Here is an 18272-nt window from a genome sequence, read left to right as displayed (position 1 = left end):
GCGCAGCGCAGCGCAGCCGGCCTACCTGCCATGTCCCAAGAGCCTGAGTCCCCTGCCCCTCCTGCCGAGCTGCGCCTGCGCATCCGCGTGACGCGGGGCGAGGACATCGCCATCGGGCCCGGCAAGATCGCGCTGCTGGAAGCCATCCGCGAGCACGGCTCCATCACGCTGGCAGCCAGGCAGATTGGCATGTCCTACCGGCGTGCCTGGATGCTGCTCGATGAAGTGAACCGGTCCTTGCGCCGGCCAGCCACCACCTCCGCGCAGGGCGGGCAGCGCGGCGGCGGCAGCGTGTTGACGGCCGAAGGGGAAACGGTGGTTCGCCTCTACCGCGAAATCGAGCGGCAGGCCGAACAGGCCTGCGCCGCACAGATCACGGCCTTGCTGGCCATGGTGGGCGACCCGGAATGAGCGCCCGGCCGCCGCACAACCGCGGGTGCGGCGGCAACCGCCGGCACGCCGGCCGGATGCGGCCGGCGACGCCAGGGGCTCACTGCACCGGGTCCTTCAGGGCCTCGGGCACCGGCAGGGCCATCACGTCGATGCCCTCCTCGACCAGCGCCTGCGCCTCCTCGGGGCTGGCGTTGCCGCGGATGGCCCGGGCTTCGGCTTCGCCGTAGTGAATGCGGCGGGCCTCGTCGGCAAACCGCTCGCCGACGTTCTCGGTGTTCTGCATCACATGGCGCACGGCCTTCAGCCACAGCGCCTGCACCTCGGCCGGTACCATCGCCCCGGCGGGCGGCGCGGCCGGTGCGGCGGCGGCCGCGGGCGGCGCCGGACTCTCCTTGGCGCCCGACAGGTTCAGGCGGGGCGCGCTCGGCAGGCGGGTCAGCGCGGTGTCGCCGCACATCGGGCAGGCCACCAGCTGACGCTCCTGCTGCAAGCGGAAATCGTCCTCCGAGCCGAACCAGCCCTCGAACCCGTGCCCGTGGCGGCACTGCAGGTCCAGCACCTTCATGGCATTCCTAGGCGGCGCCGGCGGCAGCCGTCGCCGGGGCTGCGGGCTCGGGCCGCACCGGCTCGCTGCGCCAAGGCAGCTCCCAGGCACCGGCGCGCCAGCGCTGCAGCCACAGCAGGCCGATCATGGTCTTTGCATCCGTCACGCTGCCGTCGCGGATCCAGCCATCCAGTTCCTCGGCGCTCGCGCTGAAGACTTCCAGGAACTCGCCTTCGTCGAGCTGCTTCTCGCCGGCCACCAGGCCTCGTGCGAACCAGATCTCGATGCCTTCGGTGGAATAGGCGATGGCATTGTTGAGCACGCCGGCATAAGCCCATTCCCTCGCGCGGTAGCCGGTTTCCTCCAGCAGCTCGCGCTCGGCACACAGGCCGCCGGGCTCACCCGCGTCCAGCTTGCCGGCCGGGAACTCCACCATCACGCGGCCCAGCGGATAGCGGTATTGGCGCTCCAGCACCAGCCGGCCGTCGTCCAGGATGGGCACGATCATCACCGCGCCGGGGTGCACGATGTACTCGCGGAACGCGGTACCGCCATCAGGCAGGCCGATGCGGTCGCGCCGCACGTCCAGCATGTGGCCGCGATAGACCTGGGTGGTCTCCAGGCAGTGTTCCGAGAGATGGGCGTCGCGGGCCGGGGCGGTCATGGATCGGGCTTTCGGGCTCAGGCCGGCCGGTGCCGGCGCAGGTAGCGCCAGACGAAACCGGGGAAGGCCAGGGTCAGGAACAGGCAGAGCGAAACGGCGTAGAACTCCCATCCCTGCGGCTGACGCTGGCCGATGCGCGACTCCAGGCCGAAGCCCAGCACCACGACCAGGCCGAACAGCACCAGCAGCTCGAGCAGCCGCCAGCCCAGCGCCTTCGGCGCGCGCAGGGGGCCCACGGCGAACAGGCGCTCGTTCAGGAACGGCAGGTTGGCGGCCAGTGCGGCAGCCGCCAGCACCAGCCAGACCGAGACGGTGGCATCCACGGGATGAGGCAGCTTACTTCAGCGCGTTCGTGATGGCGTTGGCGCACAAGGTCATCAGCCCGCCCGGCAGCAGGCCGAACACCAGCACCGCCAGGCCGTTGACCGACATCAGCACCCGCGCTTCGCCGCTGGAGCCGATCGGCGCGCGATCGACCGCTTCGTCGAAGTACATCAGCTTGATGACACGCAGGTAGTAGAAGGCGCCCACCAGCGACAACAGCACCGCCGCCACCGCCAGCCCCAGGTAGAGCGGATGGCTCGAAGCCACCAGTGCCTGCAGCACCGCCAACTTCGCGTAGAAGCCCACCGTCGGCGGAATGCCGGCCAGCGAGAACATGAAAATCGCCATCATCGCCGCGTACCACGGGCTGCGCTGGTTCAGGCCCTTCAGGTCGGCCAGTTCCTCGGCCTCGAAGCCTTCGCGGGCCAGCAGCGCCACCATGCCGAAGGTACCCAGCGTGGTCAGCACATAGGTGACCGCGTAGAACATCGCCGAGCTGTAGGCGTTGGCGGCCCAGGTGCTGTTCTCGTTGACCACGCCGCAGGCCAGGCCCAGCAGCATGAAGCCCATCTGGCCGATGGTCGAGTAGGCCAGCATCCGCTTCAGGTTGGTCTGGGCGATGGCGGCGAGGTTGCCCACCACCAGCGAAGCGACGGCCAGCACGATGAGCATCTGCTGCCATTGCACCGCCTCGCTGAACATGCCGTCGACCAGCAGGCGCAGCGCCATCGCGAAGCCGGCCAGCTGCGGCGCGCCGGAGATCAGCAGCGTGATAGCGGTCGGCGCACCCTGGTAGACGTCGGGCACCCACATGTGGAAGGGCACGGCGGCCAGCTTGAAGGCGAGGCCGGCCACCACGAAGACGATGCCGAAGGTCAGCACCTCCTGGTTCTTGGCGCCCGAGCTGAGCTGCTTCAGCACCTCGGGGATGTAGAGCGACTCGGTGGCGCCATACATCATCGACAGGCCGTACAGCAGGAAGCCGCTGGCCAGCGCGCCGAGCACGAAGTACTTCATCGCTGCCTCGGTGGAGGCCGCATGGTCGCGCCGCAGCGCCACCAGCGCATACAGCGACAGCGACATCAGCTCCAGGCCCAGGTAGATGACCAGGAAGTTGCGCGCCGACATCAGCAGCATCATGCCCAGCAGCGAGAACAGGCTGAGCGTGAACAGCTCGCCCTTGAGCATGCCGCGATCGGCGGCATAGGGACGGGCATAGACCAGCGACACCAGCGTGGCGATCGTCGCGAAGAACTCGAGCAGGTTGCCCAGCGGATCGCTGACGATCATCTGCTGCATGCCTTCGATGGTCTCGGTCGAGCGCAGGTCGGCCAGCTGCAGCGCGCCCACCGCCGCCAGCGACAGCAGGGTCAGCACATAGGTCGTCGTGCGACGGGGATCCTTGACGAACAGGTCCACCATCGCGATGACGCAGGTCATCACGAGCAGCAGGAGTTCGGGATAGATCGGTTGCAGTTCTTGAAAAGTCATCTCGATCGCCTCGTCAGTTCGACGCCTGCGGCAGCTTGGACTGCTGCACGTGCTGCAGCAGGTCGACCACGGATTGGTGCATCACGTCGGTGACGGGCTTGGGGTACAGGCCCATCCAGAGCACCGCCACGGCCAGCACCGCCAGCATGGCGAACTCGCGCAGGTTGAGGTCCTGCAGCGCGCGCACGTTGTCGTTGGCCACCGGGCCGAAGTAGACGCGCTTGACCATCCACAGCGTGTAGGCCGCACCGAAGATCAGCGTGGTGGCCGCCAGTGCGCCCAGCCAGAAGTTGACCTTCACCGTGCCGAGGATCACCAGCCACTCGCCGACGAAGCCCGCGGTGCCCGGCAGGCCGGCATTGGCCATCGCGAACAGCACCGCGAACGCGGCGAAGGTCGGCATGGTGTTGGCCACCCCGCCATAGGACGCGATCTCGCGGGAGTGGACACGGTCGTAGAGCACGCCGATGCACAGGAACATCGCGCCGGAGACGAAGCCGTGCGAGATCATCTGCACCACCGCGCCGGTGACGGCCACCTCGTTGAAGACGAAGAAGCCCAGCGTCACGAAGCCCATGTGGGCGATCGAGGAGTAGGCCACCAGCTTCTTCATGTCCTGCTGCACCAGCGCGACCAGGCCGATGTAGACCACCGCCACCAGCGACAGCGCCACCATCACGCCGGCCAGCTCGCGGCTCGCGTCAGGCGCGATCGGCAGCGAGAAGCGCAGGAAGCCGTAGGCACCCAGCTTCAGCATGATGGCCGCCAGCACCACCGAGCCGCCGGTGGGCGCCTCGACGTGGGCATCGGGCAGCCAGGTGTGCACCGGCCACATCGGCACCTTGACCGCAAAGGCCAGGAAGAAGGCGCCGAACAGCAGCTTCTGCGGACCCAGGTCGATCAGCGCACGGTGCCAGTCGAGGATCTCGAAGCTGTGGGTCTTGGTGTACAGGTAGACCAGCGCGACCAGCATCAACAGCGAGCCGAGCAGCGTGTACAGGAAGAACTTGAAGGCCGCATAGACGCGCCGCGGGCCGCCCCAGATGCCGATGATGATGTACATCGGGATCAGCGTGGCCTCGAAGAACACGTAGAACAGCAGCCCGTCGAGCGCAGCGAAGACGCCGATCATCAGGCCCGAGAGGATCAGGAAGGCGCCCATGTACTGGTTGACGCCCTCGGTGATGACCTCCCAGCCTGCCACCACGACGATGACGGTGATGAAGGCCGTCAGCACGACGAACCAGACCGACAGGCCGTCCAGGCCCAGGTGGTAGTTGACCTTGAAGCGTTCGATCCAGGGCAGGCTCAGCTCGAACTGCATGGCCGAGCTGGCGGCGTCGAAGCCGGTCACCAGCGGCACCGTGAGGGCCAGGCCCACCAGGGCGCCGGCGAGCGCCAGCCAGCGCACCATGCCGGCCTGTTGTTCGCGGCCCAGGGCCAGCAGCACCCCACCGAAGACGATGGGCACCCAGATAGCGAGGTTCAGCAGACTCATGTTGTTCGACCCTCGCTCAATGCGCCAGGAAGGACTGCAGGTAGGGCCACAGCTGCCAGGTGATGAGGGCGAACACGCCCACCAGCATCACCAGCGCGTAGTGGTAGATGTAGCCCGACTGGAACAGCCGCACCAGCGAAGCCGTCCAGCCGACCAGCTTGGCCGAGCCGTTGACGGCCAGGCCGTCGATCAGGGCGACGTCGCCGCCCTTCCACAGCGTGAAGCCGAGCAGGCGCGCACCGGCCGCGAGGATCTTCTCGTTGAACCAGTCCATGTAGTACTTGTTTTCCAGGATGCGGACCAGGAAGCCGAGCCGGCGATGCAGCATCGCGGGGATGGCCGGCTTCAGCATGTAGAACACGTAGGCCGTCACCACGCCGGCCAGGGCCAGCCAGAACGGCGGCGCCATCAGGCCATGGGTCGCCATGCCCAGGGCCGAGTGGAAGTGCTCGCCCAGCTCGGTCATGGCCGGGTGGCGGGCGGCATCCACGAAGATCGCGTTCTTGAAGAACTCGCCATGCAGCATCGGCTCGATGGTCAGGTAGCCGATCGCCAGCGACGGGATGGCCAGCAGCACCAGCGGCAGGGTCACCACCCAGGGCGACTCGTGCGGCTCGTGCACATGGCCATGGTGGTCGTCGTGATGCTCGTCGTCTTCCGGCGGGAAAGGCTTGTGGCGGAAGCGCTCCTCGCCGTGGAAGACGAGGAAGTACATCCGGAAGGAGTAGAAGGCAGTGATGAACACACCGGCCATCACGGCGAAGTAGGCGAAGCCGGCACCGGGCAGGTGGCTGGCGTGGACCGCCTCGATGATGCTGTCTTTCGAATAGAAGCCCGAGAACAGCGGCGTGCCGATCAGGGCCAGCGAGCCGATCAGCGAGGTGATCCAGGTGATCTTCATGTACTTGCGCAGGCCACCCATGTTGCGGATGTCCTGGTCATGGTGCATGCCGATGATCACCGAACCGGCGCCGAGGAACAGCAGCGCCTTGAAGAAGGCGTGCGTCATCAGGTGGAACACCGCCACCGAGTAGGCCGACACGCCCAGCGCCACCGTCATGTAGCCCAGCTGCGAGAGCGTGGAATACGCCACCACCCGCTTGATGTCGTTCTGGATGATGCCGAGGAAGCCCATGAATAGCGCGGTGATGGCACCGATCACCAGCACGAAGTTCAGCGCGGTGTCCGACAGCTCGAACAACGGCGACATGCGCGACACCATGAAAATGCCGGCGGTCACCATCGTCGCCGCGTGGATCAGCGCCGAGATCGGGGTCGGGCCTTCCATCGAGTCGGGCAGCCAGACGTGCAGCGGCACCTGGGCCGACTTGCCCATCGCGCCGATGAACAGGCAGATGCAGATCACGGTGATCAGCGCCCAGTCCGAGCCCGGGAACAGCACGCCGGTGAACTTGCCGGCCTGTGCATACGCGAAGGCGTCGGTGTAGTTCAGCGTGCCGGCATAGGCCAGCACCAGGCCGATGCCCAGGATGAAGCCGAAGTCGCCAACCCGGTTGACCAGAAAGGCCTTCATGTTGGCAAACACGGCCGACGGCTTCTTGAACCAGAAACCGATCAGCAGGTACGACACCAGGCCCACCGCCTCCCAGCCGAAGAACAGCTGCAGGAAGTTATTGCTCATCACGAGCATCAACATCGAGAAGGTGAACAGCGAGATGTAGGAGAAGAAGCGCTGGTAGCCCGGGTCTTCCTCCATGTAGCCGATGGTGTAGATGTGCACCATGAGCGAGACGAAGGTGACCACGCACATCATCATTGCGGTCAGGCCGTCGACCAGGAAGCCCACTTCCATCTTGAGCGTGCCGACGCTCAGCCATTCGTAGACGGTCTGGTTGAAGACCTCGGCGCCGTCGAAGGCCACCGCCTTGAGCGTCAGCGCCGACAGCACGAAGGCGATCAGGACGCCCAGGATGGTGACGCTGTGTGCGCCCTTGCGGCCGATCTGCCGGCCGAACAGGCCGGCCAGCACGGCGCCGGCCAGCGGTGCCAGCGGCACCGCCAGCAACAGGTTCTGAGAGAGCTGTGTCATTTTTCTGTTGCTCCCGCCTTAGCCCTTGAGGCTGTCCAGTTCGTCGACGTCGATGGTCGAGCGGTTGCGGAACAGCACGACCAGGATGGCCAGGCCGATGGCCGACTCGGCGGCCGCCACGGTGAGGATGAAGAACACGAACACCTGGCCCGACATGTCGCCGAGGTAATGCGAGAAGGCGACGAAGTTCATGTTGACGGCCAGCAGCATCAGCTCGATGCACATCAACAGCACGATCAGGTTGCGCCGGTTCATGAAGATGCCAATGACCGACATCGCGAACAGGATCGCGCCCAGCGACAGGTAATGCCCGAGAGTGAGCGTCATGCCTTGCTCCCCGTGGAAACTTGCTCGTTCTGCGCGGCAGCGGCCACCGGCGCCACCTCGACCTCGGCCTTCATCGCCACCACCTTCAGGCGGTCGGCCTTCTTGACCTTGACCTGGTCGGACGGATCGACGTAGCGCGAATCCTTGCGCTGGCGCATCGTCAGCGCGATCGCCGCGATGATGGCCACCAACAGGATCACCGCCGCCACTTCCAGCGGATAGAGGTACTTGGTGTACAGCTCATAGCCGAGCAGCTTGGTGTTGCCGAACTGCAGCGCACGGGCGCTCAGCGGCTCGGCCTCGGGCACGTTGAAGCCGCCCATCAGCACCACCGCCATCTCCAGCGCGATCACCGCGCCGACCAGGCCGGCCAGCGGAAAGTGCTTCCAGAAGTCCTGCCGCATCTGGTCGACGTTGATGTCCAGCATCATCACGACGAAGAGGAACAGCACCATCACCGCACCGACGTACACCAGCACCAGCGAGATGGCGAGGAACTCGGCCTGCAGCAGCATCCACACGCCGGCGGCGTTGAAGAAGGCCAGCACCAGGAACAGCGCCGAATGCACGGTGCTGCGGGCGGTGATCACGCGAAACGCTGAGAACAGCAGGATCGCGGAGAACACATAGAAGAGCGCGGTCTTGGTATCCATGTTTTTCTCGGGTTAAGGGCCGCCTCCCGGGCAGGTGCACCGGGAGCGGCCCTACGACAAGCGGAGGGCTTATCGGTACTTGGCGTCCGCCTCCTTGTTGGCCGCGATTTCTTTTTCGTAGCGGTCGCCAACGGCCAGCAGCATCTCTTTCGTGAAGTAGAGGTCGCCGCGCTTCTCGCCGTGGTATTCGAGGATGTGGGTTTCGACGATGGAGTCGACCGGGCAGCTCTCTTCGCAGAAACCGCAGAAGATGCACTTGGTCAGGTCGATGTCGTAGCGCTTGGTGCGGCGGGTGCCGTCGGCGCGCACGTCGGACTCGATCGTGATGGCCATGGCCGGGCACACCGCTTCGCACAGCTTGCAGGCGATGCAGCGCTCTTCGCCGTTGTCGTAGCGGCGCAGCGCGTGCAGGCCGCGGAAGCGCGGGCTCGCCGGGGTCTTCTCCTCCGGGAACTGCACGGTGATGTGGGGCGACAGGAAGTGCCGGCCCGTCAGGGCCAGGCCCTTGAGCAACTCCGTCAACAGGAAGGTGTTGAGGAAGTTCTTGATGGAAGCTACTGCGGACATGGTGTGTTTACCTCGTCGTCACAACGGCCGGTTGCCATTTCCAGATGTTCAGCGTCGGCGACTGCATCACCAGGCCCACCAGCACCAGCCAGACCAGCGTGACGGGAATGAAGATCTTCCAGCCCAGACGCATGATCTGGTCGTAACGGAAGCGCGGGAAGGTGGCGCGCACCCACAGGAACATCGTCACGACCACGAAGGTCTTCATGCCCAGCCAGATCCAGCCCGGCACCCAGGTGAAGGGGGCGAAGTTCAGGGGCGACGACCAGCCGCCGAGGAACATGAGCACCGCGATGATGGACACCAGGATCATGTTGGCGTACTCGGCCAGGAAGAACATGGCGAACGACATGCCCGAGTACTCGATCATGTGGCCGGCCACGATTTCCGATTCGCCTTCCACCACGTCGAAGGGGTGGCGGTTGGTCTCGGCGATGCCCGAGATCACGTAGACCACGAAGATCGGCAGCAAGGGCAGCCAGTTCCACGACAGGAAGGTCAGGCCCATGTCGGCCGCCATGCCGTGCTCCTGCGCGGCCACGATGTGGCTGATGTTCAGGCTGCCCGAGACCATCAGCACGATGACGAAGGCAAAGCCCATCGCGATCTCGTAGGACACCATCTGGGCCGACGCACGCAGCGCGCCGAGGAAGGCGTACTTCGAATTGGAGGCCCAGCCGGCGATGATCACGCCGTAGACCTCCAGCGAGGTGATGGCCATCAGGAACAGCAGGCCGGCATTGATGTTGGCCAGCGCCACGTCCGGGCCGAAGGGAATCACGGCCCAGGCGGCAAGCGCCGGCATGATGGTCATGATGGGGGCCAGGAAGAACAGGCCCTTGTTGGCCGCGGTCGGGCGGATGATCTCCTTGAAGATCAGCTTCACCGCATCGGCGATCGGCTGCAACAGGCCCAGCGGGCCGACCCGGTTGGGGCCGGGGCGGACCTGGGTCCAGCCGATGGCCTTGCGCTCCCACAGCGTCAGGTAGGCCACGCAGATCATCAGCGGCAGCACCACCGCGACGATCTTGACGAGCGTCCAGACGACCGGCCACAGGCCGCCCAGCGTGGAAAGGCCGAAAGTGTTGATGGTCTCAAGCATGCTTCACCTCTCCCGCATCAGGCCCGGGCCACGGCGATCTCGCCGAACATCGCGCCCAGCGTCGCGGTGGCCGGGTGGCCGGCCGGCACGCGCACGCAATTGGCAGGCAGCCCCAGCTCCAGGCGGGCCGGCAGCACCACCGAGGCAGCCCCCTGGCTGACCCGCACCGCATCGCCGTTCTTCAGGCCCAGCTGCTCGAACAGCGCGGCCGGCAGGCCGGCCACCGGCGGTGCGGCATCGGCCGTCAGCTGCAGGGAGTGGGCCCGGCGCACCAGGGCGTCAGACGAATAGATCGGCACCTGGGCAATGCGCTCCAGGCCCTGCGCGGAAGCAGCCACGACAGCCGGCGCCGCGGCGCTGCGGTTGCCCAGGCGCTGAGGCAGTTGCTCGATGTCGCCGAGCGCCGCCGTGCGGACGTCTTCGGAGCTTTCGTACTCGAAGCCCGGCAGGCCCAGCGTGTTGCCCAGCACCCGCAGCACCTTCCAGGCCGGCCGGGTCTCGCCGGCAGGCTTGACCACGCCGTAGAAGCTCTGCGCCCGGCCCTCGGCATTGACGAAGGTGCCCGAGGTCTCGGAGAACGGCGCGATCGGCAACAGCACGTCGGCATACTCCACCGCGGCAGTGCGGAAGGCCGTCATCGCCACCACCATCTCGGCGCCTTGCATCGTTGCCATCGCCTGGGCGGCGTTGGCCGCGTCCAGCTCGGGCTCGACGTTCAGCAGCAGGTAGGCCTTCAACGGCTGTGCCAGCATCTGGCCGGCGTCGAGGCCGCCCTGTCCCGGCAGCGCGCCGGCCAGCTGGGCGCCGACGCTGTTGGCCGCTTCGCCCAGGAAGCCGACCGAGGCACCGGTCTGCTCACCGATCCAGCTGGCCAGCGCCAGCAGGGTGTCGGCCTGCGGATGCTGCGCGGCGGCATTGCCCAGCAGCACGGCCTTGCGCTCGCCGGCCAGCAGGGAAGCGGCCACCGCCTTGGCGGCGTCGGTCGCCTCGCCGGACGCCGGCGCGGACACGCCTCGCTCGGTCGCCACGGCGGCCGCGATGTCGGCCAGCGCCTGCGGCCAGGCGCTGGGCGCCAGCGTCGTCTGGCTGGCGAGCTTCATCAGCCAGTCGTCCTGCACCGCGTGCAGGCTGTGGACCTGCGCGCCGTGGCGCACGGCCTGGCGCAGGCGTTGCGCGAACAGCGGATGGTCCTTGCGCAGGAAGGAGCCCACCACCAGGGCGGACTGCAGCTTCGACAGTGCCGCGATCGGCAGGCCCAGCCAGCGGGCCGAACCGCCATGGCGGAAATCGGCATGGCGCAGGCGATGGTCGACGTTCTCACTACCCAGGCCGCGCACCAGCTTGGCCAGCAGGTGCAGCTCTTCCACCGTGCTGTGGGCGGTGCTCAGCGCGCCGATGGCCTGCGGGCCGTGCTCGGCCTTGATGACCTTCAGGCCGTTGGCCACGTATTCGAGCGCGGTGGGCCAGTCCACCGCCTTCCACTGGCCGCCCTGCTTCAGCATGGGCGTGGTCAGGCGCTCGTCGCTGTTGAGGGCCTCGTACGAGAAGCGGTCGCGGTCGGCGATCCAGCACTCGTTGACGTCTTCGTTTTCCAGCGGCAGCACGCGCATCACCTTGCTGCCCTTGACCTGCACGATCAGGTTGGCACCGGTGGAGTCATGCGGGCTGACCGACTTGCGGCGCGACAGCTCCCAGGTCCGGGCGGTGTAGCGGAACGGCTTGCTGGTGATGGCGCCGACCGGGCACAGGTCGATCATGTTGCCCGACAGCTCGGAGTCGATCGTCGCGCCCACGAAGGTGGTGATCTCGGAATGCTCGCCCCGGTGCACCATGCCCAGCTCCATCACGCCGGCCACTTCCTGGCCGAAGCGCACGCAGCGGGTGCAGTGGATGCAGCGCGACATCTCGGCCAGCGAGACGACCGGGCTGACTTCCTTGGCCAGCACCACCCGCTTTTCCTCGGTGTAGCGCGAGGAGGAGCCGCCGTAGCCCACCGCCAGGTCCTGCAGCTGGCATTCGCCGCCCTGGTCGCAGATGGGGCAGTCGAGCGGGTGGTTGATGAGCAGGAACTCCATCACGCCCTGCTGCGCCTTCACCGCCTTGTCGCTCTTGGTGCGCACGATCATGCCTTGCGTCACCGGGGTGGCGCAGGCCGGCATCGGCTTGGGCGCCTTCTCGACGTCGACCAGGCACATGCGGCAGTTGGCCGCGATCGAGAGTTTCTTGTGATAGCAGAAGTGCGGAATGTAGGTGCCCGCCTTCTCGGCCGCATGCATGACCATGCTGCCCTCGGGCACCTCGACCTTCTTGCCGTCCAGTTCGATTTCAACCATGGTGGGGCTGTTCTTCAGACGTAGGCCGGGACCTGGCAGGTCTTGTGCTCTACGTGGTAGGCGAACTCATCGCGGAAGTGCTTGAGCATGGCGCGCACCGGCATCGCGGCGGCATCACCCAGCGCGCAGATGGTGCGGCCCTGGATGTTGTCGGCCACCGAGTTCAGCAGGTCCAGGTCTTCCGGACGGCCCTTGCCGTTCTCGACCCGCTCGACCATGCGCCAGAGCCAGCCGGTGCCCTCGCGGCACGGCGTGCACTGGCCGCAGGACTCGTGCATGTAGAAATAGCTCAGCCGCAGCAGCGACTTGACCATGCAGCGGCTGTCGTCCATCACGATGACCGCGCCCGAGCCCAGCATGGAGCCGGCCTTGGAGATGGCGTCGTAGTCCATCGTCAGGTCCATCATGATGTGGGCCGGCAGCACCGGCGCGGACGACCCGCCCGGGATCACCGCCTTCAGCTTGCGGCCCTTGCGCACGCCGCCGGCCATCTCCAGCAGCGTGGAGAACGGGGTGCCGAGCGGGATCTCGAAGTTGCCGGGCCGCTCGACGTCGCCCACCACCGAGAAGATCTTGGTGCCGCCGTTGTTCGGCTTGCCGATCTTCAGGTAGGCGTCACCGCCGTTGCGGATGATCCAGGGCACCGCGGCGAAGGTCTCGGTGTTGTTGATCGTGGTCGGCTTGCCGTAGAGGCCGAAGCTGGCCGGGAACGGCGGCTTGAAGCGCGGCTGGCCCTTCTTGCCTTCGAGCGACTCCAGCAGCGCGGTTTCCTCGCCGCAGATGTAGGCGCCGAAGCCATGGTGCGCATGCAGCTGGAAGCTGAAGGCGCTGCCCATGATGTTGTTGCCGAGGAAGCCGGCGGCACGCGCCTCTTCCAGGGCGGCCTCGAAGCGCTCGTAGACCTCGAAGATCTCGCCGTGGATGTAGTTGTAGCCCACCGCAATGCCCATCGCGTAGGCCGCGATGGCCATGCCTTCGATGACGATGTGCGGGTTGTAGCGCAGGATGTCGCGGTCCTTGCAAGTGCCCGGTTCGCCTTCGTCGGAGTTGCAGACGAGGTACTTCTGGCCCGGGAACTGCCGCGGCATGAAGCTCCACTTCAGGCCGGTGGGAAAGCCCGCGCCACCGCGGCCGCGCAGGCCGGAGGCCTTGACCTCGGCGATCACCTGGTCGGGCGTCAGGCCCTCGGTGAGGATCTTGCGCAGGGCCTGGTAGCCGCCGCGTGCCTCATAGTCCTTCAGGCGCCAGTTGCTGCCGTCCAGCCCGGCATAGATCTGCGGCTGGATGTGGCGGTCGTGGAAGCAGGTCTCGCGGCCGGTGGCCTGGAACTTGGAGAGGTCCAGCATCACTTCACCCCTTGCTTGGCGGCCGCAGCCAGTTCATCGACCAGCGCATCGAGGCGCTCGGGCGTCATGAAGCTGCACATCTGGCGGTCGTTGACCAGCATCACCGGCGCGTCGGCGCAGGCGCCCAGGCATTCGCATTCCTGCAGCGAGAACAGGCCGTCGGCGGTGGTGCCGCCCAGCTCGACATTGAGCTTCTTGGCCAGGTACTCGGCGGCGTTCTTGCCGTCGCGCAGCAGGCAGGGCAGGTTGGTGCAGACGTTGAGCTTGAACTTGCCCACCGGCCGCTGGTTGTACATGTTGTAGAAGGTGGTCACCTCGTGCACGGCGATGGCCGGCATGCCGAGGTAGTCGGCCACTTCCTTCTCGGCCTCCGGGGAGACCCAGCCCTGCTCCTGCTGCACGATGGACAGGCAGGCCATCACGGCCGATTGCTTCTGGTCCGCCGGGTACTTGGCGACCTCGCGCGCAAAGCGCGCCTTGGTGGCATCAGAGATCATCGATCAATCTCTCCGAACACGATGTCCATGGTGCCGATCACGGCCACGGCGTCGGCGATCATGTGGCCACGCGACATTTCGTCCATCGCGGCCAGGTGGGCAAAACCGGGGGCCCGGATCTTCAGGCGGTAGGGCTTGTTGGCCCCGTCGCTGACCAGATAGATGCCGAACTCGCCCTTGGGATGCTCGACGGCGGCATAGGCCTCGCCCTCGGGCACGTGGAAGCCTTCGGTGAAGAGCTTGAAGTGGTGGATCAGCTGCTCCATGCTCGACTTCATCTCGACGCGCGAAGGCGGGGCCACCTTGTGGTTGTCGGTGATGACCGGCCCCGGGTTCTTGCGCAGCCAGTCCACGCACTGCTGGATGATGCGGTTGGACTGGCGCATTTCTTCCACGCGCACCACGTAGCGGTCATAGCAGTCGCCGTTGGTGCCCAGCGGGATGTCGAAATCCAGGCGGTCGTAGACGTCGTAGGGCTGCTTCTTGCGCAGGTCCCAGGCGATGCCCGAACCGCGCAGCATCGGGCCGGTGAAGCCCAGGTTCAGCGCCCGCTCGGGCGAGACCACGCCGATGCCGACCGTGCGCTGCTTCCAGATGCGGTTGTCGGTCAGCAGCGTCTCGTACTCGTCCACATGCTTGGGGAAGCGCCGCGTGAAGTCCTCGATGAAGTCCAGCAGCGAGCCCCGGCGGTTCTCGTTGAGCTTGTCGATGGCCTTCTGGTTCTTGATCTTCGAGACCTTGTACTGCGGCATCGTGTCCGGCAGGTCCCGGTAGACGCCGCCCGGACGGAAATAGGCCGCATGCATGCGCGCACCCGAGACCGCCTCGTACATGTCGAACAGGTCTTCGCGCTCGCGGAAGCAGTAGATCAGCATGTTCATCGCGCCGCAGTCCAGCCCGTGCGCACCGAGCCACAGCAGGTGGTTCAGCAGCCGGGTGATCTCGGAGAACATGACGCGGATGTACTGCGCCCGCACCGGCACCTCGATGCCCATCATGCGTTCGATGGCGAGGCAGTAGGCGTGCTCGTTGCACATCATGGACACGTAGTCGAGACGGTCCATGTAGGGCAGCGACTGGATGAAGGTCTTGCTTTCGGCCAACTTCTCGGTGGCGCGGTGCAGCAGGCCGATGTGCGGGTCGGCACGCTGGATCACTTCGCCATCGAGTTCCAGCACCAGGCGCAACACCCCGTGCGCGGCGGGGTGCTGGGGGCCGAAGTTGAGGGTGTAGTTCTTGATTTCTGCCACGGATCTACCTCTGGCTCAGTGGTGCAGGCCGCCGTAGTTTTCCTCGCGGATGACGCGGGGGGTGATCTCGCGCGGCTCGATGGTCACCGGCTGGTAGATCACGCGCTTTTGCTCGGCGTCGTAGCGCATCTCGACATGGCCCGTCACCGGGAAGTCCTTGCGGAAGGGATGGCCGATGAAGCCGTAGTCGGTCAGCAGGCGGCGCAGGTCGAGGTGGCCGTCGAAGACGATGCCGAACAGGTCGAAGGCTTCGCGCTCGAACCAGTTGGCGGCATTCCAGATCTCGTTGACCGAAGCCACCACCGGCAGGTCGTCGTCCGGGCAGAAGACCTTCAGCCGCAGGCGCCAGTTGTGGGTGATCGACAGCAGGTGGGTCGCGACGCAGTAGCGCGGGCCTTCGTAGCGGCCATCGCCGTAGCTGGAGTAGTCCAGGCCGCACAGGTCGATCAGCTGCTCGAAGCGCAGCTCGGGATGGTCGCGCAGCATCGTGGCCACGGCCACGTAGTCGGCCGCGCCGACCGTCAGGGTCAGCTCGCCCAGGTCCTGCTCGATGCGCTTGACCTGCGCGCCGAGCACGGCCTGCAGGCGCTCCTGGAGGGTGTTGATCTTGCTCATGGTGCGCAGGGCTTAGCGGGCAATCGTGTTTTCGCGGCGGATCTTGCTCTGCAGCTGCAGGATGCCGTAGAGCAGCGCCTCGGCCGTCGGGGGGCAGCCGGGCACGTAGACGTCGACCGGAACGATCCGGTCGCAACCACGCACGACCGAATAGCTGTAGTGGTAGTAGCCGCCGCCGTTGGCGCAGGAGCCCATCGAGAGCACCCAGCGCGGCTCGGCCATCTGGTCGTACACCTTGCGCAGCGCCGGCGCCATCTTGTTGCACAGCGTGCCGGCCACGATCATCAGGTCGGACTGGCGCGGGCTGGGGCGGAACAGCATGCCGAAGCGGTCGATGTCGTAGCGGGCCGCGCCCGCATGCATCATCTCCACCGCGCAGCAGGCCAGCCCGAAGGTCATCGGCCAGAGCGAACCGGTCTTGGACCAGTTGATCAGCTTGTCGGCCGTCGTGGTGATGAAACCTTCCTTGAGAACGCCTTCGATACTCATCGGGATTTACCTCGTCATTCCCAGTCCAGGGCGCCCTTCTTCCACTCGTAGACGAAGCCCACGACCAGGATGCCCAGGAAAATCATGATGGCCCAGAAGCCGGCCGGGCCGATCTCGCGCAGCGACACCGCCCACGGGAAGAGGAAGGCGATCTCGAGGTCGAACAGGATGAAGAGGATGGCCACCAGGTAGTAGCGGACATCGAACTTCATGCGTGCATCCTCGAAGGCTTCGAAGCCGCACTCGTAGGGGGAATTCTTGGCCGCGTCGGGCTTGCGCGGCCCGAGCAGGAAGCCGAGCACTTGGGGAGCGACGCCCACCGCAATGCCGACCAGGATGAACAGGATGACAGGGAGGTACTGGTCGAGACTCATGATGATCTTGGACGCGTGGCTCGCTGGTTCAGAGATTGGCTGCGCGAAAAGTCTTCAGAGATCCGGCTCGTAGAACATTTCGGCAAAAATAAGGCGCGCTGTCCCCAGCGGCAACACCGCTGCTCAGCACGCCCACTTTTCCCTGAGTTGCCCTTATCAGATAACTTCCAGGGCGCCCGGTGCGGCACCGGATCAGAACCACACCGATTGAATTTTTGGTGCCGACGGCGAGACTCGAACTCGCACAGCTTTCGCCACTACCCCCTCAAGATAGCGTGTCTACCAATTTCACCACGTCGGCCTGCAAACCAGGGAGTACCCGCATTGTAGATTCATGAACATCTCAAGAATCGGCGGGAGGCCTGGCCGGCAAAGGTGTTCGATTTGCAAGAGGAGTAGCTCACCGAACAGCCTCGCATTCTAACCCTAAAGCAGCGCGTTCTCAATGGAGCGGGCTGCTTCGATGAAGTTATTTCGTCGGAATCTGGCCCCCACCCGATGCCGGAGTGGCGGCAGGCGCCGGCACCGCTGCTGCCGGAGCACTTGCCGCTGCGGCTGCACTGGCGGCCGGCGTGGCCGGCACCGCTGCTGCGGACGCCGCATTGCCCGGGATCTGCGCCGCACCAGGAATGCCCGCGGGACCGGAGGCCGCCGGCGCAGTCGGGATCGCGCGGTCCAGCACCGTTTCGCTGTTGCTGCTCACCGGACGCGAGGTCGACAGGTAGGCCAGGCCCAGCGTGCAGACAAAAAACAGCGAGGCACAGACGGCGGTCGTGCGCGACAGGAAGTTGGCACTGCCGGTGGCGCCGAACAGGCTGCCGGAGGCGCCGCTGCCGAAGGAAGCGCCCATGTCCGCGCCCTTGCCGTGCTGCACCAGCACGAGGCCGATCATGGCCAGCGCCGACAGCAACTGCACGACGAGGATGACGGTGGTCAGAATCTGCATCTAAGGTTCTCCAGGAAAGTGGCCGGCCCGCGGATCAGAGTGCGGCGCGGCAGATGGCGGTGAAGTCGGCGGCCTTCAAGGACGCGCCGCCGATCAGGCCGCCATCGATGTCGGCTTGGGCGAACAGGCTGGCCGCGTTGTCGGCTTTGACGCTGCCGCCATACAGCAGGCGCATCTGGTCGGCATGCGAGGTCGCGGCGCGCAGCTGGGCACGCAGCAGCGCGTGCACCTCCTGCGCCTGCTCGGGGGAAGCGGTCTTGCCGGTGCCAATGGCCCAGACCGGCTCGTAGGCCACCACGGCCTGCGGCATGCAGTGGCCCAGCGTGTGGATCACCGCCGACAGCTGGCGCTTGACGACCTCGGCGGTGTGACCCGCTTCGCGCTCGGCCAGCGTCTCGCCCACGCAGACGATGGGCACCAGGCCTTTGGCAACCACGGCCTTGGCCTTGTCGGCCACCAGCTGGTCGGTCTCGCCGTGGTAGGCGCGGCGCTCGGAATGGCCGACGATGACATAGCGGCAGCCGATGTCGGCCAGCATGGCGACCGAGACTTCGCCGGTGTAGGCACCCTGCTCATGCGCGGAGCAGTCCTGTGCGCCCAGGGCGATGTGGCTGCCCTGCAGCGCCAGCACGCACGACGCCAGGTAGGGGAACGGCGCGCACACCGCGGCCTCGCACACGAATGGCTCTGCCGCGCGCAGGCCCGCCAGCAGCTCGGCATTGCTCGCCAGCGTGCCGTGCATCTTCCAGTTGCCTACGACCAGTTTCCGACGCATCTCTTTGCTCCGTTCCCGCTCAAAAAGCCCAATA

At 66.2% G+C, this 18272-nt stretch carries 20 protein-coding genes and 1 tRNA gene; 1 reads left to right on the top strand and 20 read right to left on the bottom strand.

Going from position 1 to position 18272, the window contains the following annotated elements; translation table 11 throughout:
• Positions 1–30: 30 nt before the first annotated feature.
• Positions 31–411 carry a winged helix-turn-helix domain-containing protein gene (locus N7L95_RS23315; RefSeq protein ID WP_301257632.1) on the top strand — a complete coding sequence of 127 codons (381 nt, stop codon included), beginning with the start codon at positions 31–33 and terminating at the stop codon, positions 409–411.
• 79 nt (positions 412–490) lie between these two features.
• Here N7L95_RS23315 and N7L95_RS23310 read toward each other — a convergent pair whose 3' ends face one another.
• The 20 genes from N7L95_RS23310 to tpiA all read right to left on the bottom strand — a co-directional run bounded on the left by N7L95_RS23310 (position 491) and on the right by tpiA (position 18238).
• Positions 491–958 (bottom strand): DUF1178 family protein, encoded by a 468-nt coding sequence (locus N7L95_RS23310; protein WP_301257631.1) that lies wholly within the window; start codon positions 956–958, stop codon positions 491–493.
• A gap of 7 nt (positions 959–965) precedes the next feature.
• Positions 966–1601: an NUDIX domain-containing protein gene (locus tag N7L95_RS23305; protein WP_301257630.1), complete on the bottom strand. Its 636-nt coding sequence runs from the start codon at positions 1599–1601 to the stop codon at positions 966–968.
• A 17-nt stretch (positions 1602–1618) separates the two neighbouring features.
• Positions 1619–1924, bottom strand: coding sequence for a DUF2818 family protein (locus N7L95_RS23300; RefSeq protein WP_301257629.1), 306 nt, complete (start codon positions 1922–1924; stop codon positions 1619–1621).
• A gap of 13 nt (positions 1925–1937) precedes the next feature.
• The gene (gene nuoN, locus N7L95_RS23295) at positions 1938–3416 is read right to left on the bottom strand and encodes an NADH-quinone oxidoreductase subunit NuoN (protein ID WP_301257628.1); all 1479 of its coding nucleotides are present in this window, start codon (positions 3414–3416) and stop codon (positions 1938–1940) included.
• Positions 3417–3429: 13 nt separating this feature from the next.
• Positions 3430–4914, bottom strand: coding sequence for an NADH-quinone oxidoreductase subunit M (locus N7L95_RS23290; RefSeq protein ID WP_301257627.1), 1485 nt, complete (start codon positions 4912–4914; stop codon positions 3430–3432).
• Between the two features lie 16 nt (positions 4915–4930).
• Positions 4931–6964, bottom strand: coding sequence for an NADH-quinone oxidoreductase subunit L (nuoL, locus tag N7L95_RS23285; protein ID WP_301257626.1), 2034 nt, complete (start codon positions 6962–6964; stop codon positions 4931–4933).
• A gap of 18 nt (positions 6965–6982) precedes the next feature.
• Positions 6983–7291, bottom strand: a complete 309-nt coding sequence (nuoK, locus tag N7L95_RS23280; protein WP_301257625.1) for an NADH-quinone oxidoreductase subunit NuoK — start codon at positions 7289–7291, stop codon at positions 6983–6985.
• Positions 7288–7944, bottom strand: a complete 657-nt coding sequence (locus tag N7L95_RS23275) for an NADH-quinone oxidoreductase subunit J (protein ID WP_301257624.1) — start codon at positions 7942–7944, stop codon at positions 7288–7290. Before N7L95_RS23275 ends, nuoK begins: the two co-directional genes overlap by 4 nt.
• Before the next feature lie 69 nt (positions 7945–8013).
• On the bottom strand, positions 8014–8511 hold the full coding sequence (gene nuoI / locus N7L95_RS23270; RefSeq protein WP_301257623.1) for an NADH-quinone oxidoreductase subunit NuoI: 498 nt from the start codon (positions 8509–8511) through the stop codon (positions 8014–8016).
• 7 nt (positions 8512–8518) lie between these two features.
• On the bottom strand, positions 8519–9613 hold the full coding sequence (nuoH, locus tag N7L95_RS23265) for an NADH-quinone oxidoreductase subunit NuoH (protein ID WP_301257622.1): 1095 nt from the start codon (positions 9611–9613) through the stop codon (positions 8519–8521).
• Between the two features lie 17 nt (positions 9614–9630).
• Positions 9631–11946: an NADH-quinone oxidoreductase subunit NuoG gene (gene nuoG, locus N7L95_RS23260; protein ID WP_301257621.1), complete on the bottom strand. Its 2316-nt coding sequence runs from the start codon at positions 11944–11946 to the stop codon at positions 9631–9633.
• Positions 11947–11960: 14 nt separating this feature from the next.
• On the bottom strand, positions 11961–13292 hold the full coding sequence (nuoF, locus tag N7L95_RS23255; RefSeq protein WP_301257620.1) for an NADH-quinone oxidoreductase subunit NuoF: 1332 nt from the start codon (positions 13290–13292) through the stop codon (positions 11961–11963).
• A complete protein-coding gene (gene nuoE, locus N7L95_RS23250; protein WP_301257619.1) occupies positions 13292–13789 on the bottom strand; it encodes an NADH-quinone oxidoreductase subunit NuoE in 498 nt (165 codons plus the stop codon). Before nuoE ends, nuoF begins: the two co-directional genes overlap by 1 nt.
• Positions 13786–15039 (bottom strand): NADH-quinone oxidoreductase subunit D, encoded by a 1254-nt coding sequence (locus N7L95_RS23245; RefSeq protein WP_301257618.1) that lies wholly within the window; start codon positions 15037–15039, stop codon positions 13786–13788. The genes nuoE and N7L95_RS23245 overlap by 4 nt, the downstream gene beginning before the upstream one ends.
• A gap of 15 nt (positions 15040–15054) precedes the next feature.
• On the bottom strand, positions 15055–15654 hold the full coding sequence (locus tag N7L95_RS23240) for an NADH-quinone oxidoreductase subunit C (protein WP_301257616.1): 600 nt from the start codon (positions 15652–15654) through the stop codon (positions 15055–15057).
• Between the two features lie 12 nt (positions 15655–15666).
• A complete protein-coding gene (locus tag N7L95_RS23235) occupies positions 15667–16143 on the bottom strand; it encodes a NuoB/complex I 20 kDa subunit family protein (RefSeq protein ID WP_301257615.1) in 477 nt (158 codons plus the stop codon).
• 14 nt (positions 16144–16157) lie between these two features.
• Complete coding sequence (locus N7L95_RS23230; protein WP_301257614.1) at positions 16158–16517, bottom strand: NADH-quinone oxidoreductase subunit A; 360 nt, start codon at positions 16515–16517, stop codon at positions 16158–16160.
• 216 nt (positions 16518–16733) lie between these two features.
• Positions 16734–16818: transfer RNA gene (locus N7L95_RS23225), tRNA-Leu, on the bottom strand.
• Between the two features lie 168 nt (positions 16819–16986).
• The gene (gene secG, locus N7L95_RS23220) at positions 16987–17463 is read right to left on the bottom strand and encodes a preprotein translocase subunit SecG (RefSeq protein ID WP_301257613.1); all 477 of its coding nucleotides are present in this window, start codon (positions 17461–17463) and stop codon (positions 16987–16989) included.
• A gap of 34 nt (positions 17464–17497) precedes the next feature.
• Complete coding sequence (gene tpiA, locus N7L95_RS23215) at positions 17498–18238, bottom strand: triose-phosphate isomerase (RefSeq protein ID WP_301257612.1); 741 nt, start codon at positions 18236–18238, stop codon at positions 17498–17500.
• Positions 18239–18272 lie beyond the last annotated feature (34 nt).

Source organism: Eleftheria terrae (genome assembly GCF_030419005.1).
GTDB classification, from domain to species: domain Bacteria; phylum Pseudomonadota; class Gammaproteobacteria; order Burkholderiales; family Burkholderiaceae_C; genus Caldimonas; species Caldimonas terrae.
This window is presented reverse-complemented; position numbering and strand designations above follow the sequence as displayed.